Here is a 21,931-nt window from a genome sequence, read left to right on the forward strand (position 1 = left end):
CCATAAAAAACGCCCTGGCGTTCAAGCACAGGGCGTTGTGAGGGCGGCGCTGTAGAAGGCTTACTTCTTCAGCAAAGCCTTCAAGGCATTTTGCAGGCGGCGGGCCGAGGCCTCGTCGCTGCTGGTGGCCAGTACCTTGGCAACATCCTGCTGCCAGGTCTCTTGCGGCGAAGGATCATTGCGGCGCGTCAGCAGCTGCAATTGCAGTGCACGGCGGGCATTGATGTGCTCGGCAGGGGTGGGCACTTCCGCTGCCATCTCCAGGCGCAGCATGGCTTCGCGGCCATCACCGGCAGCAGGCGCGGCAATGGCCTGGCTCCAGCTGTTGCGCGAGCCGCTGGCAAGGCGTCCCAGATCCTGGGCCTGGGGCAGCAGCGCGGCATCGCGCTTGCTCCATGCATCCATCATCTGCGTCAGCGCCTGGCCATGGGCCTGGGTGGCGAGCTTGCGCAGCGCAGCCTGGGCATGCTCCACCGCATCGCGTTGGGCGCGAAAGGCGGCATCGCCCAGACGGGGGCCCCGGTCTTCGCGCGGCGCTCGGTCCATGCGCTCACCCCGGCCAAAGCGGTCATCTCCACCACGGCGCTCCTGGCCACGGTCGCTGCGCGGGCCACGGCTGTCGCGGCCATCGCGGCTGTCACGGCGATCGCCACCAGGCTTGCCGGGGCGGCCAGCGGCTGCGGGCGCATCACGGCGCATACCGGGGCGGTCATCGCCGCTGCGCTGGGCAATCACGGGCTTGGGGGCCACAGGTGTTGGCGCTGGTGCCGGAGCAGCAGCGGCCTCTGCATCGGCACCCTCCTGGGCTGCAGGTTCTGCTGGCTGCTCCGCATCCACTGGTGCTGCCGCATCTACAGCAGCCGCATTTGCTGCAACCGCTTCTGGCGCCGCTGCCTTTGGTGCAGCGGCAACAGGCTCGGCCGCCACTGGGGCTTGCTGGGCCTGCAGCGCTTGCTGCAAACCATTGAGCGCGGCCTGGATCTGGGCAGCATCGCCACTGTGGTTGGCCGCTTCGAGCGCCTTGGAGGCGTCGAGCACGGCCTGGTCGCGGGCGCTCAGCTGGTGCTGCACACGTTCGCGCTGCTGGGTCTTGCGGGCAAAGGCTTCATCGAGTGGCTTGCGGAACGCATCCCAGAGCTTTTGCTCATGGCGGCGGTCCATCGGCACGGACTGGGCTTCGGTCTGCCACTGGCGCTGCAGCTCACGCACGGCGTCAATGTTCAGGTTGGGCGCAGCGGCCAGCTCCACGGCCTGGGCCACCATGGCTTCGCGGCGCGCAATGCTCTGCTTCTGGGCTGCATGCAAAGGCGCAGAGGCCTCGTGCAGCGCGGTCTTCCAGGCCTCTTGCAGCTCGGCATAGGCCTTTTCGCCCACATGGCCACTGGCGCGCCAGCGGTCACCAAACTGGAACAGGTCGCGCTGAATGCGCTTCCAATCGGTCGATGGCTTGTGCGCCTCGACCCAGCCCTTGAGCTCGGCAATCAGGGCCTCGCGCTCGGCGCGGTGCTTGGCGCCCTCTTCGCGCACCTTGGACAGCCAGACCTCGACATGCTTGTAAGCAGCGTTGCAGGCCTCATCAAACTTCTTCCACAGCGCATGGTTGGTGGGGCCGCTTTGGTCGGCCTTCTTCCAGTCCTCGCGCAGCTGGCGCAGCGCTTCTTGCAGCTTGCGGCCGCCCAGCTCCTGGCCTTCGGGGCGGGCGAGCAAGCCCTGGGCCTTGGCCAGCAGCTCCTCGCGCACCTTGTCGGCGCTCCAGCGCTGCCAGCCTTCGAGTTCACCGGCGGCGATCAGCGCGGTGTTGACCTGCGATTCCAGGTCCTGGTCGATCAGCTTGCCGTGCTGCTTGAGGGCAGCGCGCAGCTGCTGCGCCGCGCTGGATGCGCCCTTGCCATGGCCTTCGGCCGTATGGGCCTGCAAGGCTTTCAGCGCTTCTTGCACCGCATGCTTGGCGCGTTTGGCTTCCTGCGGGTCGGCAGCGGGCTTGGCAGCAGCGGCACGGGCGGCAGCTTGCTCCACTTCGGTGGGCAGGCCGCGCCCGGCGCGGATCTCGTCGGCCCAGACCGGCACCGTGGGCAGCGGCGCTTGCGCATCTTCAGCGGCAGCCAGGGTTTGCTTGAGGGCGGACTGGAACGCATCCCAGACCAGCAGCAGCTGCGACTTGGAGGCGTCGAGCATGCTCGGGTAGCGCGCTTCGACGCTGCCCCAGCTGGCATCGCCTTCGAGCACGGCAGCTTGGTCCTGCCAGTGCTGCACATCGGTGGCCAGTGCCGCCTGGGCAGCCTGGGCATCCTTGTAGGACTTGGTGGAGAGCACTTCGACGCGCTGGGCCAGCAGCACGGCGGCTTCGCGCTGCACCTGCACGCGGTGCTGCAGGTCTTCAATCGTCTTGATGCGGTCGGCCAGCTGGATCTTGAGCGCGGCCAGCGGCTCGCGCGACAGCGGCGCGCCAGCCTTGGCGGCGTCACGCTGCCAGGCCAGGGCATCGGCAATGTTCAGCTTGGAGGCGCCCAGCAGCTTCTCGGCCTTCTCGGCCCATTCCGCGGCGATGGCCTCCTGGCCCTTGGCGCGGCGCATCTCTTCCATGCGCTCACGGATAGCCTTGGCAGCGCCCTTGTCGCGGGCAGACAGCTCCTTGAACACTTCCTGCAGCTGCTCGGCACCCGGGTTGGTCGCCAGCCATTCGCGCACCTTGGCTGCACGCTCGCCCGAGGTGGCAGCCGAGAAAGCACCACCGGTGACGCCATCGAGGGGATGGGGGGCAGCGGCCGCCTTGGCGGGTGCGGGTGCGGGCTCAGGGGTTTCGGGCGTCTTGTTGCGCGAGATAAAGGGGAACATGGAGTCAGTTCAGTCGTAAATACGGCCTGCATCGCAGCGCAATGCAGCGCAATGCAGCGCAATGCAGCCATTGGCACATAAAAAAGAGGGAAGCCGGCCCAAGGGAGTCTCTGCGAAACTGCCTGGCCTGCATCCAGGGTGCTATTTTGACCCGGTTTGGCAAGGACTCCAAGCACACGGGCATCGCTATCAGGTAATTCGGCCGCAGCATGGCCAAAAACAAAGGGCTGGCGCCCTGCGGCCCAGCCCTTGTTCAATGGTGTGTCAGCGCTCAGCGCGGCGCCAGACTGAGCTCGGCATGCGGCGTCCAGTCCTTGTCCTCACCAAAGCCCTCGGTCTTGGCATTGCCCAGGAAGAGGCGCTCCAACTTGACGCCCTTGCTGGCCAGGTAGTCACGCACCGTCACGCCCCGGGCCAGCGCCAGCTCGCGCATCGCATTGTCGGGCACGCTGATGCTGGTCAGCAGCAGGGTTTCCATCTCGGCCACCGGGATGTCGCTGGCCATGCCCACCAGGTTGCGCGGCTTCTGGATATCGGCACGTTTGTACACCTCCTTGAGCAAGGCGGGGTACTCGGCAGCGCTCACGGCCTGCACGTCTTCAGGCTTGCCACCGGCGCGCACAGCGCTGCGGCGCTTTTGCGCCAGCACCAGGTCATCGATGCGGGCCTTGCGCCAGCCGTCCTTCTCGCGCTCCAGATCGGCCTGGCCGGCAACGGTCAGCTGCAGCGCCGGGCGGTCTTCCAGCGCCTTGGCCACCTTATCCAGGCTTTGCTTGCTGTCCGCATCCAGCACCGCACTGCCGGGGGCAAAGGGCACATGGCTGGCTTCGCTGCCGCCACCAAAGGCGCCCGAGAGCAGCGCAAAGGGCGAGGTCACCGCCTTCATGATCAGGTTGCCAATCACCTTGAAGATGATCGGCGCCAGGCGGAACTGCGGATCATTGAGCGAGCCGCTGATGGGCAGGTCCAGGTCGATCACGCCATTGCGGTCGGCCAGCAAGGCCACAGCCAGCTTGACCGGCAGGCTCGCTGGCGCGCCCTGCACCGCATCGCCAAAGGTCAACTGGTTGAGCACCAGCTTGTTGCTGGCCGTCAGCATGCCCTCGGGCGTCACGTCGTACTGCACATCCACGCTCATCTTGCCGCGCTCGATGCCATGGCCGGCGTACTTGATGCTGTAGGGCGTCAGCGGAGACAGCTCCAGATCGCGCACCTTGCCATGGATATTGAGCGCCAGCGGCTTGACCAGCGGGTTGAGCTTGCCGGTGATCTCCAGCGACGCGGTGCCTTCTGCCTTGCCGCGCAGCTCTAGCTCGGCCAGCTGCAACTGGCCGGCCGTCGGCTCGGACGAAAACGCGCCCATGCGCCCGGCCAGCTCGGACAGGTCGGCCGAGTAGTTGGGCCGCACAAACTGGTCGCTGAACTTGACGGTACCGCCGGCCAGCGTGATCGGCCCCATGTCGATAATCGGGCCGGTGGCTGGCTCGGGGCTGGCAGGCGAGGCCGGTGGGCTGACTGCCGCGCCGCCCGAGGCCTCGACCACCACGCCTTCGGATGGCTCCGCCGCATTGCCAGCGCCCGCAGCACTGCTGCCGCCCAGGTCCTGCAGATTGAGCTTGCCGTTCTCCTGCACCACGAGGCGCGCATAAAAGTCGGTCAAGGCCGTCTCGCCGACCTGCACCTTCATGCGCTGGCCCGGCACCATGTCCACGGCCAGGGCGCGCAGGCTCAGCAGCTTCCAGTTCAGCAGGTCATCGCCCGCCCCCATCAACCCAATGCCCAAGGTACCTGTACCCCGGTTGGCAACAGGTGCAGCCGCTTTGCGGCCGGTCTCGCTGGCGCCATTGCCATCGTCATCACTGGCATCATCACCTCTGGCCAGCGCTGCGGCGGCCACCAGGGGGCGCACGCGCACATCATCCAGCCCAGCATCGCCCTTGATATGCAGCACCGGCCCCTTGTCCGATTGGCTGAAGTCCACCGTGCCCCGGAAGTTGGCATCCGCGCGCACGAGGCGCACCGGCAGCAGAGCCGCCGCATAGGGCTCAAAGGCGTGAACGGGCAGCTGGCTCACATTCAGACGCCCCACGGCCGACACTGGCGCCAGGCCCAGGCTGCCGTCATAGGCGATGCGGCCGGGCTCGGCGCGGCCGCTGCCGATCCGGCCCGAGAGCTTGAGCGGCGAGGGCTTGGCCTTGGCCGCCAGCGGCGCATAGTCGCGCAGCTCCAGATCCCAGCCGGTCAGGCGAAAGGCGACCTTGCGTGCGGTCGATTCATCCTGGAAGGCGAGCTGGGCGCCCTTGATCGCGATCACATCCAGCTGCACATCCCAGGGTTTGCTGGCTGCGGCCTTGCTAGAAGTAGCAGGCTTTGCGGGCGCCTTGGCCTCGCTCTGGCGGGCCTGCGATGCCACGAGCCAGTCTTCAAACATCATGCGGCCGTCCTTGGCGCGCGAGACGCCCAGCACCGGCTCAACCAGTTGCACCGAGCCGAGCTTGACCTGCTGGGCTTCGGTGTCCAGCACGGCATCCTTGACTAGCAGCTGGCGCAGCTCCAGCAGGTTGTTCTTGCCCTTGAGGCCGATGGCCGGGCCATGGGGCGGCGCGCAGTTGGCCTTGCTGTTGCACTGCAGGGCCACGTCCGATACGCGCATCTGCGCCAGCGTCAGCTTCAGCGCCGCGCCCAGGCGGCTCAGGTGCATCTCGCTGTCTATCGTGCCCAGCAGGCCCGGCTCAATCACGCCGGTCAAATAAGAAGCCCCCAACTGCAGCGGCAGGCCCGTGGTGGTCACATCCACCTCGGCCATCTGGTCGGTCGCCTTGCCCGAGAACACCAGGCGGCCGGTAGACGGCACGCCCTGCGCACCCGAGAGCCCCGACGAACCCTCAAAACTGAAAGGCTGCTTGAAGGGCCAGGCAATCTGCTGCGCCTCCATGCTGAAGTCATCGAGCTGCACGCGCGCGGGCAGTGGCACGCTCTCATCGACCCAGACTCCCTTGAGACGGCTGAGCTTGAGCGCATCGACCCGCACCGACCAGGCAGGTTGGCCGCTGCTGGCTTTGCCTGCGGATGCGCCAGCTTCTGCAGCGACTGCCTGAGAGTCCGCGTTGTCGGCCTTGTCAGCCTTGTCATCCTTCGCTTCGGGGCTTGCACCATCTGCACTGGCCACGGAGGTTGCAGGCTCTGCCTTGTCTGCGGCGGCAGCGGTTTCTGTGGACTTGGCGGCCTGCGGGGCATCCTCAGCCCGGCGCGGCAGTGCCTGGCCCTGGGCATCGAGCAGGCTCAGCTGGCCATTCTTGCCCCGCTTGAGCGACAGCTGCACCCCATCGAGCGCCAGCTGGGCGATATGCACCTGCCCCAGCAAGGGCTGCACATCGGCCAGTTGCACATCGAGCCGCTCCCAGCCCAGCAATTCGCCGTTGGCCGCGTCGTGCAACTGCACAGCGCTGGCATGCACCTCGCCGCTCAGGCGCACCTGTGTCTTTTCACGTTGTTCAAAGGCCAGAGCCAGGTCGGCATTGAGCACGCCGGCCACCAGCTTGACGGGCAAGGACGCGGGGATATAGGCCAGATAGGGCTGGAGGTCGAGGTCCTTGATCGCAAACTTGGCCTCGGCCTTGCGGTCATCAGCAAAAGGCGTGGCCTCGGCATGGCTGGCAAACTGGCTGCCATTGAGCACAAAGGCCAGCTGGGGCAGCACCTTGATCTCGCGCTTGGATTCGAGGTTGCTCAGAAAGGGAATGCCCAGCTGCAGACCCTGGAGTTCATGGGTCTGGCCCACCGTGTCATCGCGCAAGGCCACCTGCCCGTCTTTGAGCTCGATGTTGTAGAGCGCAAAGTGCGCCGTCTTGCCGTCATCGGCTTTGGGCTCAGGGCTGCGCAGCTTTTGCAGTATGTCGTCAAAATCAAATTTTCCGGGGGCGGTCTGCGCGATGCGCAGCACCGGCTTGTCCACCTGGATGGCATCGAGCACCGGTGCGAGCCTGAACACCGACTGGATATCAGCATCCACATAGATGCGCTCGACCGCCAGCATTGCCGCGCTGTCGGCCTGGGGCCCGGCGATCTGCAGATCGCGCACGGTCAGCTCCAGCGACCAGGGCTTGAACTCCACCGCACCGATATGCACCGCCCGCCCGAGTTTTTCCGTGCCCAGCTTCTCGCCCTGGGTGCGCAGCAGCCAGGGCAGCAGCAGCCACGACAGCGCCCACAGCAGCAGCAGCGCCAGCAGGCACCATCCCAGCCGGCGCAACCAGCGCATCGCGACGACCCTTTTCTTGTTTGTTTCTTGCGTTTCGCTCACGGCGATGATCCTCACTCTGAGTCAGTACGGCCCACCCCATGGCAGCCATGGCAGGCCCAAGATCCATTGTGCACAAATAAGCCGCTGTAGCGGTGCTGGCATAGCACACAAAAGCGGCATCGGTAGCTGGTTCACAATCGTTCAATTCTTGCAGGTTGCCCCCAGGAAACGGTGTGCCTCTCTATATATAGAGGACAGACGCAGTTTCTATGGAGGCGCGCCCTGTAGTAACACCACGGCCAGGGTCGAGAGCAGCAGGGGGCGCTGCCGCGATGCACGGATCCAACAGCCGGATCGGGCATCCGCCCGTCCGCCCGCCCTGGACACCGCCGTGCTTTTCACACTGCGGCATGCCAAACCGCAGCGCGGAGCCGTAAAAACACAACGCCAGGCCTTGCTTTTTTGCGTCCATCTATTTTTCACCCAGGTATAAATGCCAAAAACCTGATGTAGCCATGGGTTATTGGCTGTTTTATCCTGGTTTTTATACAGTTTTTTGGCCTTTTGATGTGAAATTTGTGCGTGCGCAGATGACCGCATGATGACCAAGACCTGCCCGCCCAAATCAGGCCAGTGTTTTGCGCGGCCGGCAACGGTTCCTTGCAGCTATTGGCAGGCGGCACCCGGGCTCCCTCCTAGGCTGCAAAAACGCAAATGGAGCGACTCGCTACACCAAAAACAGAGCACAACAGCCGCGCAGCATTTGATAAAGATTGACTTTTTGCTGCATCCTTTATATCAATCAATGTATTTAAAAGATTAAATATAAGCTATTGAACCCATAAAACGGGGTCCCCAACAGGCCCCTGATCCGGTGCTTTTTCTGCCTGCCATCCCCGCTGCAGGGGCGGCTACCGCCCCAGCCCGGATACGGCCCTGCGGTGAACCGCTATACACGTTTTTTTATTACTTTTTTTTCTCATTTTTTAATTCAATAGTGTTGACCGAGTATTAAGCAAGCTTCTAGAATTCAGCCCATTGCATTGATTGCTGATTTTTTAGTCAACACCCCTCACGGTGTTTTGATCGTAGCCCCTGACACGCAAGAGCGTGCTTGAAACGACAAGGGCCGTCTGCAACGCAGACAGCCTGCCGGAGACCGCACAGGACAGTGCGGCTCCACCCTGCCAAACCCCAGCCCGGTGCACTATCCGCCGGGCTCTTTGTTGGAGGTGGCGGGACTTAGAAAGGAAAAATCCCTATGACGGCTCCCGCGCAAGTGGATGCCGGTGCGCGCTCTTTAAGCGCCACCATCAGCCGTGGTCTGATGACCATGGCACACAACAGTTTTGCTTTGATTGGTCTGGTAGTGGCGTTTTGCGCCCTCACCCTGGTGTCGCGTGATGACCTGCGCCACGCCGGCGAGGCGCAATTGCGCAGCTGGCTGCAGGCCCGCACGCATGCGCCAGCCGTTGACCTGGCAGGTGCCGATGCGGACGCATCCAATGGCGACGATGCCGCCATGGTGGCGGCCGTGGACCGTGCCACCGCCAGCAACCCCCAGCAATTGCCCCGCAACCAGGCCAATGTGGCCTATTGGCTGGCCAAGAAATACCGCGTGGCGCCAGAGCCACTGGCCGTGCTCGTCTCCGAAGCCTACCTCGTGGGCAAGGAAACCAAGCTGGATCCCACCTTGATCCTGGCGATCATGGCCGTGGAGTCAAGCTTCAACCCCTTTGCCCAAAGCTCGGTGGGTGCGCAAGGCCTGATGCAGGTGATGACCAAGATTCACACCGACAAGTACGAGCACTTCGGCGGCCACTTTGCAGCCTTTGACCCGGTGACCAATCTGCGCGTGGGCGTCAAGGTGCTGCAGGAGTGCATCGAGCGCGCAGGCTCGCTCGAAGGCGGCCTCAAATACTATGTGGGCGCAGCCAACCTGCCGACCGACGGGGGCTACGCCGCCAAGGTGATGGCCGAGCACTTCCGCATCAAGCAAGTGGCCGAAGGCCGCAGCAACACGCCCAAGGCACCGGTGGCCCCCGCTGCCAAGCCTTCGCTGTCGGCCCAGGCGGATACGCCCGCCGCAGCCGGTACCGTGGCCGACAAGGCCAAGGCCGCCAGCAACAGCGCAGCTGCAGGCAACGCTTCTGAAACCGTGGCCCTGGCCGACAAGCAAGCCGCGCTGCCAGCAGCGGCCAAGGCCGAGGCCACCGCCGTGGCCATGGGTTCCTGATCTGCCCCTCCGGCTCATTGCCCACTTCGCCCTCTTCGCACAAGCACCCAGCCGGGTGCTTTTGTTTTTGCAGGCCTTGACGATGGCTCCAAGAACCGGTTCTTAACCCGCCTTGGCGATCAAGCCATTGCGGCAAGCCTGCGCCGCCTCGGCTACACTAGCCGGGTACGCGACTGGCGATAGACATCTGTATGACCGGATTGTTGACGTGGAATGCAGGCCCGGCCTGCAGCAACCACCGGGGAGCGTACCGTGCAGTGCCAGGGCGAGCGCATCGCCCCCCGCACCCGCCACGTGTTAGCCGTGCGCCTGGGCAGCCCCTGTTTTCGCCAACCTCACTGTTGGCAGGCAGGGCTCACTTCTGACTCCAACGACCGCCATGTACCAACGTAACATCCTTGTCGAACAGACCGACGCAGAACTCTTTGCGGCCATCCAGGCCGAAAACCAGCGCCAAGAGCAGCACATCGAGCTGATCGCCAGCGAAAACTATGCCTCCCCTGCCGTGATGTGGGCCCAGGGCACCCAGCTGACCAACAAGTACGCCGAAGGCTACCCCGGCAAGCGCTACTACGGCGGCTGCGAATTTGTCGATATCGCCGAGCAGCTGGCCATCGACCGCGTCAAGCAACTGTTTGGCGCTGATGCAGCCAATGTGCAACCCCATTGCGGCGCATCGGCCAATGAAGCGGTTTTCCTGGCTTTCCTCAACCCCGGCGACACCATCATGGGCATGAGCCTGGCCGAAGGCGGTCACCTGACCCATGGCATGCCACTGAACATCTCCGGCAAGTGGTTCAACGTCGTCTCCTACGGCCTGAACGAAAAGGAAGAGCTGGACTACGACGCCATGGAAAAGAAGGCGCACGAGACCAAGCCCAAGCTGATCATCGCTGGCGCATCCGCTTACTCGCTGGAAATCGACTTTGCCCGCTTTGCCAAGGTGGCCAAGGATGTGGGCGCGATCTTCATGGTGGACATGGCCCACTATGCCGGTCTGATCGCCGCTGGCGAATACCCCAACCCCGTGCCCCACGCCGACGTGGTGACCACCACCACCCACAAGAGCCTGCGCGGCCCGCGCGGTGGCGTCATCCTGATGAAGGCTGAGCACGAGAAGGCCATCAACTCGGCCGTGTTCCCCGGCCTGCAAGGCGGCCCGCTGATGCACGTGATCGCAGCCAAGGCCGTGGCCTTCAAGGAGGCGCTGACGCCTGAGTTCAAGCAGTATGCCCAGCAGGTCAAGACCAACGCCCGCATCGTGGCCGAGACCCTGACCGAGCGCGGCCTGCGCATCATCTCTGGCGGCACCCAAAGCCACGTGATGCTGGTGGACCTGCGCGCCAAGGGCATCACCGGCAAGGAAGCCGAAGCCGTGCTGGGCGCTGCCCACATGACGATCAACAAGAACTCCATCCCCAACGACCCGGAAAAGCCGATGGTCACCAGCGGTATCCGTATCGGTACGCCCGCGATGACCACCCGTGGTTTCAAGGACGAAGAAGCGCGCCTCACGGCCAACCTGATCGCCGACGTGCTGGACAACCCACGGGACGAGGCCAACATCGCTGCCGTGCGCGCCAAGGTCAACGCCCTGACCGCACGCTTCCCCGTCTACCGCTGATCTGACCTGCGCCCGCGCCTATGAAATGCCCCTTCTGCAGCCATCCCGATACCCAGGTGGTGGAGACCCGTGTTGCAGAAGACGGCGGCTTTGTACGGCGCAGGCGCCAGTGCGGCAACTGCGAAAAGCGCTTTACCACCTATGAGCGGCCTGAGGTCAGCCTGCCAGTCATCGTCAAAAAGGACGGCCGGCGCATCGACTACGACCGCAGCAAGCTACGCGGCTCGTTCAGCCTGGCGCTGCGCAAGCGCCCGGTCCCCATCGACAAGGTGGACCTGGCGCTCGAGCATGTCGAGGACAAGCTGCGCACCTTGGGTGCGCGTGAGGTACAGACGCATTTGATCGGCGAGCTGGTCATGGCCGAGCTGCAAAAGCTCGACAAGGTGGCCTACATCCGCTATGCCAGCGTCTACCGAAGCTTCGAGGACATTGACCAGTTCAAGTCCATCGTCGACGAGGTAACGACCCCGCCGCCCGAGCCCAGGAAAGACAGCGCCCGTAAAAAGGACTGAGGCACAAAAAAATGCGAACCCCTGGGTTCGCATTTTTCTTTGGAGACCAGCCACGGAGCCGGCCCGGGCTGCGCCTTGTCAGTCTTGCGGCGCCTCGGCGGCAATCGGCCCCACCGCCTGCACCACATCGCTGTTCTGGGCGCGGTGGCGCAGCGCATGGTCCATCAGCACCATGGCCAGCAAGGCCTCGGCAATCGGTGCGGCGCGGATGCCCACGCAGGGGTCATGCCGGCCCTTGGTGATGACCTCGGTACTCTTGCCCTCGGTATCGATGGACTCGCGCGGGCTGATGATCGAGCTGGTGGGCTTGATGGCGATGCGGATCTCGATGTCCTGACCAGTGCTGATGCCGCCCAGAATGCCGCCGGCATTGTTGCTGCGAAAGCCCTGGGGGCTGAGCGAGTCGCCATGCGTAGTGCCGCGCTGGGCCACGCTGTCAAAACCGGCACCAATCTCGACCGCCTTGACGGCGTTGAGGCCCATCATCGCGTAGGCGATGTCGGCGTCGAGCTTGTCATACAGCGGCTCGCCCAGGCCGACCGGCACGCCGCTGGCCTGCACGCGGATCAGCGCGCCGCAGGAGTCGCCCGCCTTGCGCAGCGCATCCATATAGTCTTCATAGCGGGTCACATCGGCCACCGGCGCAAAAAACGGGTTGTTAGGCACATGCGACCAGTCCTCAAAAGGCAGGGCCACCTCGCCCACCTGCAGCATGCAGGCGCGGAATTCGGTACCGAACTTCTCTTTGAGCCACTTTTTGGCCACAGCGCCAGCGGCCACGGTGGGCGCGGTCAGGCGGGCCGAGGAGCGGCCACCACCACGCGGGTCGCGGATGCCGTACTTGTGCCAGTAGGCATAGTCGGCATGGCCGGGGCGAAAGCTCTGCGCAATATTGGAGTAGTCCTTGCTGCGCTGGTCGGTATTGCGGATCAGCAGCGCAATCGGCGTGCCCGTCGTCTTGCCCTCGTAGACGCCCGAGAGGATCTCCACGCTGTCGGGCTCATTGCGCTGGGTGACAAACTTGCTGGTGCCGGGGCGGCGGCGGTCCAGGTCCTGCTGGATATCTGCCTCGCTCAACGCCATGCCCGGTGGGCAGCCGTCAATCACGCAGCCAATCGCGGGGCCATGGGATTCGCCAAAGTTGGTAACAGTAAATAAGGTGCCGAAGGTATTGCCGCTCATAGCCCGCCATTATCACTGATGCCGGTGCCCCACGCAGCCCCACAGGGCTCACCAGCGGGGCGGGTCACCGCCGGGCGGCTGGCCGGCATGGGGCCAGCCGCCTGGCAGACCCTGCAGCACCGCACTGTGGCGCACCGCACGCAGGCGGCCAAAGCCAGTGTCCATCTCTTCCAGATAGGCGTCGGGCGGCGCGCCGCTGGGTGCCGTAGCCGCCGCAGCGGCTACCGGCCGCTGGCCCATGGACTGCAACCACTGTGCGACGCGTGCCAGCGACACCTGCACATGCCAGCTGCCGCCCTGCTTTGCCTGGCGGTAGAGCGCAGCCTGGATGCCAAAGGCCAGCAAAAAGCCCGCGCTGTAATCGAGAATCTGCAGCGGCAGCGCCCGCAGCCCCGCGCTGCCAAACGCCTGGCCTTCGGCCCAGTTGATGCCGCAGACGGTCTGCACCAGCGAATCAAAGCCGCGCCGGTCGGCCCAGGGGCCGCTGCGGCCATAGGCTGACAGGCTGGCATAGACGATGCCCGGCCGCTGCCGGGCGGCAGACTGCGGATCCAGCCCCAGCGCATCCAGCGCGCCCGGCCGGTAGCCTTGCAGCAGCACATGGGCCTGATCCAGCAACGCGGCCATCTTTTGCTGGCCTGCCGGGGTTTTCAGATCCAGCAAGGCCGAGCGCTTGCCCCGGCTCATATCGGCAATGGCCTCGATATTGGGCAGACCCGGCCCATTGAGCATCAGCACATCGGCCCCTTGCGCCGCCAGGCTGCGGGCTGCCACGGGCCCCGCCAGAATGCGGGTCAGGTCCAGCACGCGCAGGCCAGCAAGCGGCCGGTGCTGGGCAGGCGCGGGCCCATCGCGGGGCGCGGCGGGCTGGTCGCTGTCCAACTGCGTGATCGACAGCAAGGGCTGCGCGGCCACCGCCGCACTTTGGGGATGGGCCTGCCAGGCCTCAGGGCTGCGCGCAGCTGCCACCACGAGGCCCAGCGCTGCGGCGCGCTCCTCCGCTGCCTGCGCCGTCCAGCCTTGGAGCGCGTCCGCCACCTGCTGCCGCGTGGTGGCAGCGCCCGTGGGCAGGCCCAGGAGCCGCAACACGCCATCGCGGTGGTGGTCAAAATTGGCATGGATGCGCAGCCAGCCCGGCTCGCCCACATCGGCGCCGCAGGCATAGAGGCCCGAGATGGGCGCCCACAGGTTGGGCTGCTCGCCGTCCAAGGTGAAATAGCCACTGCACTCGGCCAGCACATGGCCCACATCCACCTGGAACTGGGGCATGGCCCGCTGCTGGCGGCGCTGGTACAACAAGGCACTGGCCAGGCCGCTGGCCGCCACGGCCGCAGGCGCTGCCACATCCAGGCAAAAACTCGAGGGGTAGGCAGCGCCATCGCCGCTGAGCGCCAAAGCGCCCTGCTCCAAAGCCTGCGCTGGCAGGCCCGCTTGCTGCCAGAGCATGTGCACGCTGGCCTGTATGGCCGCATGCAGCGATTGCTGCGCCAGGTGGTGGCTGGTGGGGCTGTGGTTGTTAGTAGTTGGCAAGACGTTCTCCTGGTTGGCACATGGCCGCCATTGCATACCTGCCGCACCCCGGGGTCAATCTTGATTGGGCCGATACACATACCATTCAACTCGCCTTGCAGTAGCATGGCCCATGGTTGCTTCACGTCCCTCTCCCACCCCACCTTCCGAAGACGACAGCCCCTGGCTCAGCAGCCAGCAGGCCGCCGCGATGCTGGGTGTGCAGCGCGCCAGCCTCTACGCCTATGTCAGCCGGGGCCTGCTACAGGCGCACCGCCAACCGGGCCTGCGCGGCCATGTCTATGCCCGCATCGATGTGCAGCGCCTCGCGCGCCAGCGGCACACCGTGCGCAACCCCGCGCAGCTCGCCCGCTCCACCCTCGACTGGGGCACACCCGTGCTGCGCTCGGCCATCACACAGGTGGCCCAAGGCCAGCTGTACTACCGGGGGCGCGATGCCCTGCAATGGGCGCAGCACGCCAGCCTGGAAGACACCGCCGCGCTGCTGCTGGGCCAGCCCATCGCGGCGCAGTCCAGCAGCGCCCGCATGGCCCCGACCAAGGCGTCCGCAGCATCGCCCGTGCCACAACCCCGGTCACCCGACCAGGCGCTCAGCGCCTGGCACAGCCTGCCCACCAGCGAGCCCACGCTGGCCAGCCCCGGCTGGCCCCGGCCGCTGCTCCAGCAGATGCTGTGGGTGCTGACGGGGCTGCCGCCGCCTCCTGGTGCTGCGCCGCCCCAGGCCGAACGGCTGGTCCACCAGCAGCTCGCTGCACTCTGGCGTGTGGATGCCGCCGGCGAAAGCACCCTGCGCCAGGCGCTGGTGCTGTGCGCCGACCATGAGCTCAATGCCTCCAGCTTTGCAGCCCGGGTGGTCGCATCAACCGGCGCCAGCCTGCATGCCAGTCTGGGCGCAGGTCTCGCCGCGCTGACCGGCCCACTGCACGGGGGGATGACGGCGGTGATCGACCAGCACTGGGACGACTGGCATGCGGCGCCACGGGCTGGCGATGCACTGCACCCATCGCTCACCCAGCTGCTGGCCGACACCCGCACCCATGGCAGCCCGCATTACTGCGCAGGCTTTGGCCACCCGCTCTACCCGGCAGGCGACCCGCGCAGCCAGCGCCTCATCAGCCTGCTGCCGGCCGATGCGCACCGCAATGCCTTGCTGGCAACAGTGCACCGCCAAACCGGCCTGCACCCCAGCCTGGACTATGCGCTGGTCGCCATCCAGCGCGGCCTGGGCCTGCCCGCGGGCGCTGCCTTTGTGCTGTTTGCACTGGGCCGCACGGCAGGCTGGCTGGCCCATGCGCTGGAGCAGCGCGACAGCGGCCAATTGATCCGCCCCCGCGCCCAGTATGTGGGCCTGCCAGCGCAAACAGATGCTCAGGCTGAGAACCCAGCCTCCACCGATAACACGGTCGGCCGCATCCCCGGGCGCATCATCCGTTTCTGACCAATACCCAGCATCTGTTCCAAAGCAAAGGCGCAAAAAAGCGGCCTCGCGGGCCGCTGCAGTAGCGGTTGTGGAAGTCGCCGGCTCAGCCGCCAAGCTGCGCCGGTCCCCCATCAAGAATCCGTCTCGCCTTCCACCGGCCAATCGCGGATATAGGCCTTGAGCATCTTGTTCTCGAAATTCTGGCTGTCGACGACGGCCTTGGCCACGTCGTAGAAGCTGATCACGCCCATCAGCATCTTCTTGTCCATCACCGGCATGTAGCGGGCATGGCGGTCGAGCATCATGCGGCGCACCTCGTCCATGTCGGTTTCCATCGTGCAGGTAAGCGGTGCGTCGTCCATCACGCTGCGCACAAGGATATTGCCTGCAGTGCCGCCGTTGTTGACGATGGCCACGATCACCTCGCGGAACGTCAACATGCCCACCACATCGCCGTGCTCCATCACCACCAGTGAGCCAATGTCCTTCTCCGCCATGGTCTGGATCGCGTCGCCCAGAGGGTCGTTGACGCTGGCCGTGTAGAGAGTGTTGCCTTTGAGGCGGAGGATATCGCTGACTTTCATGGGTGTCTCCTTGTACCGTTCTCCGATGCTGGCGGGGCCCACCTGCGTGCACACGCATCGGCGACAGGCCTGCCCGCCCAGGTCTGCTAAATATAGCCGACAATGCCCGTCCAGAACGACAACATCGCGGAGATACGCCATGCCCGGTTACACCGACCCCGGCTTTGACACCCTGAGTCTGCACGCTGGCGCCCAGCCGGACCCGGCCACCGGGGCTCGCGCCGTCCCCATCCACCTGACCACCTCCTTCGTCTTCGAGTCGAGCGACCACGCAGCCAGCCTCTTCAATCTGGAGCGGCCCGGCCATGTCTACAGCCGCATCAGCAACCCCACCAATGCGGTGCTGGAGCAGCGCGTCTCGGCACTTGAAGGCGGTGTGGGCGCGATCGCGGTGGCCAGCGGCCAGGCCGCGCTGCACCTGTCGGTTGCCACCTTGATGGGCGCGGGCAGCCATATCGTTGCCAGCACCGCGCTCTATGGCGGCAGCCAGAACCTGCTGCACTACACCCTGGCCCGCTTTGGCATCGAGACCACCTTTGTCCAACCCGGCGATATCGACGGCTGGCGCGCTGCGGTGCGGCCCAACACCAAGCTGTTTTTTGGCGAGACCGTCGGCAACCCCGGCCTCGATGTGCTGGACATCCCCACCGTCTCGGCCATGGCCCATGAGGCCGGCGTGCCCTTGCTGGTCGACTCCACCTTGACCTCGCCCTGGCTCATCAAGCCCTTTGCGCATGGCGCCGACATCGTCTACCACTCGGCCACCAAGTTTCTCTCCGGCCACGGCACCGTCATTGGCGGCATCGTGGTCGACGGCGGCAGTTTTGACTGGGAAAAGTCGGGCCGCTTCCCCGAGCTGACCGAGCCCTATGACGGCTTTCACAACATGGTGTTCAGCGAGGAATCGACCACCGGCGCCTTCTTGCTGCGCGCGCGGCGCGAAGGCCTGCGCGACTTTGGCGCCTGCATGAGCCCGCACAGCGCCTGGCTGATCTTGCAAGGCATCGAGACCTTGCCGCTGCGCATGGAGCGCCATATGCGCAACACCGAAAAAGTGGTGCAGTTCCTCGCCAGCCACCCGATGGTCAGCCGCGTGGGCCACCCGATGCTGGAGAGCCACAGCTCCTACGCGCTGGCGCAAAAGCTGCTGCCGCGCGGCGCAGGTTCGGTGTTCAGCTTTGACATTGCCGGCAACCGCAACCAGGGCAAGAAGTTCATCGAGACGCTCAAGGTCTTCAGCCACCTGGCCAATGTCGGCGACTGCCGCTCGCTGGTCATCCACCCGGCCAGCACCACGCATTTCCGCATGCACGACGACGCCTTGGCGCAAGCGGGCATCAGCCAGGGCACGATCCGCCTGTCCATCGGCCTAGAAGACGCCGACGACCTGATCGATGACTTGAAGCGCGCGCTCAAGGCCGCAGAGAAGGCCGCATGATGGAAATCCGTGTCTTTGCACTGCAAGATGCGCCTGCCGTCGTTCAGCTGTGGAACGACTGCGGCCTGACCCGCCCCTGGAACGACCCGCACAAGGACATTGCGCGCAAGCAGAGCGTCTCGCCCGAGTTGTTCTGGGTCGGTGTCGATGAACAAGGCGCGGTGATCGCCAGCATCATGGTCGGCTACGACGGCCACCGCGGCTGGATCAACTACCTGGCCGTGCACCCCCGGCACCAGCGCCAGGGCCATGCGCGCCAGCTGATGCAGCGGGCCGAAGCCGAGCTCACGGCGCTGGGCTGCCCCAAGCTCAACTTGCAGGTGCGCGCCGGCAACGAAGCGGTCATCGCCTTCTACGAAAGCCTGGGCTATGCCAACGACCAGACCGTGAGCCTGGGCAAACGCCTGATTGCCGACATCTAGCCTCAGCCACACCATCGGAGCACAGACATGCAAATCCAAGTACAAGGTGCCGACCTGTATGCCTACACCGGCGGCAAGGCGCTGGATGCGAACCAGCCCACTGCCATCTTTATCCACGGCGTGCTGTGCGACCACAGCGTCTGGGCGCTGCAAAGCCGCTACCTGGCCAACCATGGCTGGAACGTGCTGGCCATCGATCTGCCCGGCCACTGCAAAAGTGCCGGCGCCGCGCCGCGCACGGTGGAAGAAGCGGCCGAGATCATCGCGCAGCTGCTCGATGCCGCAGGCCTGCAGCAGGCGGCCCTTATCGGCCACAGCTGGGGCAGCCTGATAGCGATGGAAGCGGCCGCACGCCTGGGCGCGCGTATCAGCCACCTGGTGCTGGTCGGCACGGCCGACCCGATGAAGGTCGCCCCCGCTCTGCTCGAGCAAGCGCTCAGCGCTACCGACCAGGCGATTGCCATGGTGCAGACCTTCTCGCGCGCAACCCTGGCCCCACCCTCAGGCGCGGGCAGCTGGGTATTTGGCGCCGGCATGGCGCTGGCCCGCCGCGTGCAGGCCAGCAACGGCGACACCAACCTGCTGCACACCGGCTTTGTGGCCTGCGATAGCTACCGCAATGGCCAAGCTGCGATGGCCGCCCTCGCCTGCCCGGTGCTGTTTGTGCTGGGCGAGCAAGACCAGATGACGCCTGCCCGCGCCGCGCGCAGCCTGGTGGACGCCGCCAAAGCCGCTGGCAAGCAGGTGCAGGTCCAGATGGTGCCCAGCGGCCACAACCAGATGACCGAGTCACCCGACGCGACCCTGTTTGCGATCCACCATTTTCTGCAGGCACAGGCCGCAGCGCCGCAGCTTCCCGCCTGAGGGCCTGCTGCAGCGATCCGTCGCGCTATCAGCTTTGCAATTGCGATATTGCTTTTGTTTTTATAGCAGAATATCAAGTATGTATCTGGCGTAAGAAGGCGTAAGCCACCGCAAAAAATGCCGCAATGCGGGCATCAAATGCGTTAGCCTATCTGCCAGGCCGATGGAGGCCCAGACAGCTGCACCTGAAAAGCTGCAGACCCGATACATACGACTTATGCAATACAAGGCCCTTCCCTGTTTGCTGCAACACTGCCAGGCGCAACCCTGGCATCTGCTGCGGCCACGCGTGGACATGGACCTGGAGCGATGGGCAGAGACCTGGGCGGACCAGTTGTCAAGCCTGCATGAATTCTCCAGCCATGGCTACTATGGTCTGGATGTGCAGGATCTGGACGCCGACAGCCAACGCGCTGCCCGGGCTGGCTGGTGCCGCGCGGCGCTGCAATCGCTGGCGCTGTTGGATCTGGCCTACAGCCGGGGGCTGCCGCCTCGCGCGATGGAAAGCCTGTTCGAGCATGTGCTGCACTGGTGCAATGAGTATGCGGTCTTCATGCGCAGCGATGCCGCAGCACCGGCGCAAGCGCGCCAACCCATCAACCCCGCCTCCAACAGCTACCCGGCCGCCGTGCAATTGCTGGCGCTGCCGGTATTGCTCGAGCGCCAGGAGCTGATTCCCGGCATTGTCGAGCGTCTGTTGGGCAACCGCTGTGACTGCCTGCTCGACTACCTGAGCGCCGTCGCCTGTGAAAAGGACGAAGCCTCCGCCCAGGTCTTCTGCCCCAAGCCCTATGCCGATCTGACCGCCTTCTTCGAGCAGTCCGAGCTGGGCACCGAGCCCTTGCAAGCCTATCTGGACGAGAACTACAGCAGCCAGCTGCACCCTGCGCTGGCCGCCATTGGCCGGCTCATTGGCATGGGCGAGCACCACCCGCGCTGGGCCTGGGAAGTCGCCGCCCTGGTGGTGCTGTACGAGCTGGACGACAGCACCCTGACCGCCTACAGCAGCTACCCCGCCGACATGGTGGCGCTGGCGCGCCAGCGCCTGGCCTTCAATGAGGCAAGCTTCGCCGCCCACTGAGCGGCTTCAGCGATCTCTGCGCATCGCCATCAGGTAGGCCGCTGATGGGCAGCCCCTCTCAGCGATCAAACTGCCCTCAAGCCCTGGGCTGCAGGGCTTGGGTCTCATCACCCAGCGCAGGCTCCAACTCCTGCGCTACTGCTTCCACCTCTTGCGCAGGCACCTCCTCCGGCAGCCACTGGCGGCGCTCCAGCAGTGCAATGAGCGCGATCTGGTCGAGACCGCTGTGCCACCACAAGGGCTCGGTGGCCTCGTTGCGGTCCAGCATCAGTGCACTGACCAGCGGCGCAGCCAGGGTCTGCGCGGGCTCGATCAGCAGCACATAGCGCATGTCATGCTGGCTCTCGGTGGCTCCCGTGCTGGTCCGGCGCTCATCCACATCGACGACGGCGCCCACCCAGTCGAGCTGGCACAGCACATCGAGCGCGCGGTGCAGCTGCACATCCTCCACCTGCATTCGGGTGGCAAGCTGGTGCAGGTAGAGGCCCTTCTCGGGCTGGTAGCGCATCAGGTTGAGCGCGCGTAGGCATTCGAGCGCCAGCTGAAAATCCCAGCTCTGCGCCAGCGGCAGCCGCGCCACGCCGGCCAGCAGGCTGGGCAGGTAGGCGGCCACCACGGCACCCAGCAGCACAATCACCCAGGCCACGTAGATCCAGATCAGCAAGATCGGCAAGGTGGCAAAGGTGCCGTAGATGGTGGAATAGGTCGGCACATGCACGAGGTACAGGGTCAGCACCTTCTTGGCCACCTCGATGCCCACGGCCACAAACAGCCCGCCGGCCAGTGCATCGCGCCAGCGCACATGGGTGTTGGGCACATAGCGGTACATGGCGGTCACACCCGATGCCAGCAGCACAAACTCCAGCGAATCAAAGGCCAGGCGAATGAGGTAGGGCAGCTCGCCCATCGCGCTGCGCGAAGCGGCCACCACCGACGAGGTCAGCACCAGGCTGGAGGCCAGCACCAGCGGGCCCAGCGACATGGCCGCCCAGTAGATCAGCACCCGCTGGCCCAGTGGCCGCAGCTGGCGCACGCGCCAGATGTTGTTGAGCGTGCGGTCCATCGTCAATATCAGCGCCAGCGCCGTCACCAGCAAAAAGCTCAGGCCCGCCAGGCCCAGGCGGCTGGCCTTGGAGGCAAACTGCGTGATGTAGCCCAGCACCTGGCTGGCGATGGTGCTGGGGATCAGGCTCTCGATCAGCCAGCGCTGCAGTTGCGCCTCGACCGTGGCAAACATCGGGAAAGCGGTGAGCAGCGCCAACGCCACCGTGAAGAAAGGCACCAGTGCCAGCATGGTGGTAAAGGTCAGGCTGCTGGCCGTCAGGCCCAGGCGGTCCTCGCCAAAGCGCGTGCGCAAGGTATTGACGGTATTGCGCCAGGGAAACGCAGCAAATTGCTGCCACCACAAAGCCCATCCCTGGCGCGGTTGCACCTGCAAAGATGCTGCGTTTTTCTCATCACTGACGTACATACCGATATGATGCCATTTCCATGCCTGCATCGACCCCTGAACCCGCCGCAAATCTGCCTGATTTGGTAACGCCTGCCCCGGCCAGGGCAGCGGCGCAGTTTTCGCGCTGGCTGGCCGTGGCGTCCCTGCTGGGCCTGGTGCTGTTGTGCCTGGCCTGGGAGCTGTGGCTGGCCCCGCTGCGGCCGGGCGGCTCCTGGCTGGTGCTCAAGGCCTTGCCGCTGTGCATTCCGCTCGCCGGCCTGCTCAAGCGCCGCATGTATACCTACCGCTGGCTGAGCCTTCTGGTGTGGCTGTATTTTATTGAGGGCGTGGTGCGCGCCTGGGGTGATGCGCCGCCCAGCCGCTGGTGCGCGCTGGCCGAGATCGCACTGTGCCTGCTGCTGTTTGCCGCCTGCGTGCTGCATATCCGGGGCCGCCTGCGCGCCGCATCCCCGGCCGCCCAGCCCGCAGCCGCTTCCTAGAACCGATTTCTTTTTATTTGCTGAGACT

The 21,931-nt window shown here is 65.2% G+C and carries 15 protein-coding genes and 1 riboswitch; of the genes, 9 read left to right on the top strand and 6 right to left on the bottom strand.

Translation table 11 applies throughout. From position 1 onward, the window contains the following. Positions 1-60: 60 nt before the first annotated feature. Together F0Q04_RS16560 and F0Q04_RS16565 are read right to left on the bottom strand one after the other, a co-directional pair. Positions 61-2,835, bottom strand: coding sequence for a DUF349 domain-containing protein (locus tag F0Q04_RS16560; RefSeq protein ID WP_182342177.1), 2,775 nt, complete (start codon positions 2,833-2,835; stop codon positions 61-63). A gap of 271 nt (positions 2,836-3,106) precedes the next feature. Then, positions 3,107-7,096, bottom strand: a complete 3,990-nt coding sequence (locus tag F0Q04_RS16565) for a DUF748 domain-containing protein (RefSeq protein WP_420093987.1) — start codon at positions 7,094-7,096, stop codon at positions 3,107-3,109. A gap of 1,243 nt (positions 7,097-8,339) precedes the next feature. Between F0Q04_RS16565 and F0Q04_RS16570 the strand changes: the two genes are divergently transcribed. The 3 genes from F0Q04_RS16570 to nrdR all read left to right on the top strand — a co-directional run bounded on the left by F0Q04_RS16570 (position 8,340) and on the right by nrdR (position 11,450). After that, the gene (locus F0Q04_RS16570; protein WP_182342181.1) at positions 8,340-9,314 is read left to right on the top strand and encodes a lytic transglycosylase domain-containing protein; all 975 of its coding nucleotides are present in this window, start codon (positions 8,340-8,342) and stop codon (positions 9,312-9,314) included. A 159-nt stretch (positions 9,315-9,473) separates the two neighbouring features. Further along, a riboswitch (ZMP/ZTP riboswitch) is annotated at positions 9,474-9,636 on the top strand. 57 nt (positions 9,637-9,693) lie between these two features. Further along, a complete protein-coding gene (glyA, locus tag F0Q04_RS16575) occupies positions 9,694-10,938 on the top strand; it encodes a serine hydroxymethyltransferase (protein WP_182342183.1) in 1,245 nt (414 codons plus the stop codon). Between the two features lie 20 nt (positions 10,939-10,958). Further along, the gene (gene nrdR / locus F0Q04_RS16580) at positions 10,959-11,450 is read left to right on the top strand and encodes a transcriptional regulator NrdR (RefSeq protein ID WP_116924208.1); all 492 of its coding nucleotides are present in this window, start codon (positions 10,959-10,961) and stop codon (positions 11,448-11,450) included. A gap of 78 nt (positions 11,451-11,528) precedes the next feature. On the opposite strand, the gene aroC is transcribed toward nrdR, so the two are convergent. Both aroC and F0Q04_RS16590 read right to left on the bottom strand, forming a co-directional pair. Beyond that, complete coding sequence (gene aroC, locus F0Q04_RS16585; RefSeq protein ID WP_116924209.1) at positions 11,529-12,632, bottom strand: chorismate synthase; 1,104 nt, start codon at positions 12,630-12,632, stop codon at positions 11,529-11,531. A 48-nt stretch (positions 12,633-12,680) separates the two neighbouring features. Then, complete coding sequence (locus tag F0Q04_RS16590; protein ID WP_182345746.1) at positions 12,681-14,078, bottom strand: CoA transferase; 1,398 nt, start codon at positions 14,076-14,078, stop codon at positions 12,681-12,683. Between the two features lie 196 nt (positions 14,079-14,274). Here F0Q04_RS16590 and F0Q04_RS16595 point away from each other — a divergent pair, with 196 nt between their 5' ends. Further along, entirely contained in the window at positions 14,275-15,600 is a 1,326-nt protein-coding gene (locus F0Q04_RS16595; RefSeq protein WP_182342186.1) for a citrate synthase family protein, read from the top strand. A gap of 113 nt (positions 15,601-15,713) precedes the next feature. On the opposite strand, the gene F0Q04_RS16600 is transcribed toward F0Q04_RS16595, so the two are convergent. Then, a complete protein-coding gene (locus F0Q04_RS16600) occupies positions 15,714-16,166 on the bottom strand; it encodes a CBS domain-containing protein (RefSeq protein WP_021028721.1) in 453 nt (150 codons plus the stop codon). 139 nt (positions 16,167-16,305) lie between these two features. Between F0Q04_RS16600 and F0Q04_RS16605 the strand changes: the two genes are divergently transcribed. The 4 genes from F0Q04_RS16605 to F0Q04_RS16620 all read left to right on the top strand — a co-directional run bounded on the left by F0Q04_RS16605 (position 16,306) and on the right by F0Q04_RS16620 (position 19,971). Beyond that, the gene (locus F0Q04_RS16605) at positions 16,306-17,604 is read left to right on the top strand and encodes an O-acetylhomoserine aminocarboxypropyltransferase (RefSeq protein ID WP_182342189.1); all 1,299 of its coding nucleotides are present in this window, start codon (positions 16,306-16,308) and stop codon (positions 17,602-17,604) included. Continuing rightward, on the top strand, positions 17,604-18,026 hold the full coding sequence (locus F0Q04_RS16610) for a GNAT family acetyltransferase (RefSeq protein WP_116924212.1): 423 nt from the start codon (positions 17,604-17,606) through the stop codon (positions 18,024-18,026). The genes F0Q04_RS16605 and F0Q04_RS16610 overlap by 1 nt, the downstream gene beginning before the upstream one ends. Positions 18,027-18,053: 27 nt before the next feature. Then, entirely contained in the window at positions 18,054-18,890 is an 837-nt protein-coding gene (locus F0Q04_RS16615) for an alpha/beta fold hydrolase (protein ID WP_182342192.1), read from the top strand. A 217-nt stretch (positions 18,891-19,107) separates the two neighbouring features. Next, the gene (locus tag F0Q04_RS16620; protein ID WP_182342195.1) at positions 19,108-19,971 is read left to right on the top strand and encodes a PoNe immunity protein domain-containing protein; all 864 of its coding nucleotides are present in this window, start codon (positions 19,108-19,110) and stop codon (positions 19,969-19,971) included. A 76-nt stretch (positions 19,972-20,047) separates the two neighbouring features. Here the strand turns inward: F0Q04_RS16620 and F0Q04_RS16625 are convergent, their stop codons facing one another. After that, positions 20,048-21,442 (bottom strand): YihY family inner membrane protein, encoded by a 1,395-nt coding sequence (locus F0Q04_RS16625; RefSeq protein ID WP_232539374.1) that lies wholly within the window; start codon positions 21,440-21,442, stop codon positions 20,048-20,050. A gap of 20 nt (positions 21,443-21,462) precedes the next feature. Between F0Q04_RS16625 and F0Q04_RS16630 the strand changes: the two genes are divergently transcribed. Then, a complete protein-coding gene (locus F0Q04_RS16630; RefSeq protein WP_182342200.1) occupies positions 21,463-21,903 on the top strand; it encodes a DUF2069 domain-containing protein in 441 nt (146 codons plus the stop codon). The last annotated feature ends 28 nt before the right edge of the window (positions 21,904-21,931 follow it).

This window comes from Comamonas koreensis (assembly GCF_014076495.1).
GTDB classification, from domain to species: Bacteria; Pseudomonadota; Gammaproteobacteria; order Burkholderiales; family Burkholderiaceae_C; genus Comamonas; species Comamonas squillarum.

What these genes read in the sequence shown, in the direction of transcription:
- nrdR (WP_116924208.1), top strand. Translation starts at nt 10,959, where the DNA reads ATGAAATGCCCCTTCTGCAGCCATCCCGATACCCAGGTGGTGGAGACC.
- F0Q04_RS16610 (WP_116924212.1), top strand. Translation starts at nt 17,604, where the DNA reads ATGGAAATCCGTGTCTTTGCACTGCAAGATGCGCCTGCCGTCGTTCAG.
- F0Q04_RS16590 (WP_182345746.1), bottom strand. Translation starts at nt 14,078, where the DNA reads ATGCTCTGGCAGCAAGCGGGCCTGCCAGCGCAGGCTTTGGAGCAGGGC.
- F0Q04_RS16620 (WP_182342195.1), top strand. Translation starts at nt 19,108, where the DNA reads ATGCAATACAAGGCCCTTCCCTGTTTGCTGCAACACTGCCAGGCGCAA.
- F0Q04_RS16595 (WP_182342186.1), top strand. Translation starts at nt 14,275, where the DNA reads ATGGTTGCTTCACGTCCCTCTCCCACCCCACCTTCCGAAGACGACAGC.
- F0Q04_RS16630 (WP_182342200.1), top strand. Translation starts at nt 21,463, where the DNA reads ATGCCTGCATCGACCCCTGAACCCGCCGCAAATCTGCCTGATTTGGTA.
- F0Q04_RS16570 (WP_182342181.1), top strand. Translation starts at nt 8,340, where the DNA reads ATGACGGCTCCCGCGCAAGTGGATGCCGGTGCGCGCTCTTTAAGCGCC.
- F0Q04_RS16625 (WP_232539374.1), bottom strand. Translation starts at nt 21,442, where the DNA reads ATGTACGTCAGTGATGAGAAAAACGCAGCATCTTTGCAGGTGCAACCG.
- F0Q04_RS16560 (WP_182342177.1), bottom strand. Translation starts at nt 2,835, where the DNA reads ATGTTCCCCTTTATCTCGCGCAACAAGACGCCCGAAACCCCTGAGCCC.
- aroC (WP_116924209.1), bottom strand. Translation starts at nt 12,632, where the DNA reads ATGAGCGGCAATACCTTCGGCACCTTATTTACTGTTACCAACTTTGGC.
- F0Q04_RS16605 (WP_182342189.1), top strand. Translation starts at nt 16,306, where the DNA reads ATGCCCGGTTACACCGACCCCGGCTTTGACACCCTGAGTCTGCACGCT.
- glyA (WP_182342183.1), top strand. Translation starts at nt 9,694, where the DNA reads ATGTACCAACGTAACATCCTTGTCGAACAGACCGACGCAGAACTCTTT.
- F0Q04_RS16565 (WP_420093987.1), bottom strand. Translation starts at nt 7,096, where the DNA reads ATGCGCTGGTTGCGCCGGCTGGGATGGTGCCTGCTGGCGCTGCTGCTG.
- F0Q04_RS16600 (WP_021028721.1), bottom strand. Translation starts at nt 16,166, where the DNA reads ATGAAAGTCAGCGATATCCTCCGCCTCAAAGGCAACACTCTCTACACG.
- F0Q04_RS16615 (WP_182342192.1), top strand. Translation starts at nt 18,054, where the DNA reads ATGCAAATCCAAGTACAAGGTGCCGACCTGTATGCCTACACCGGCGGC.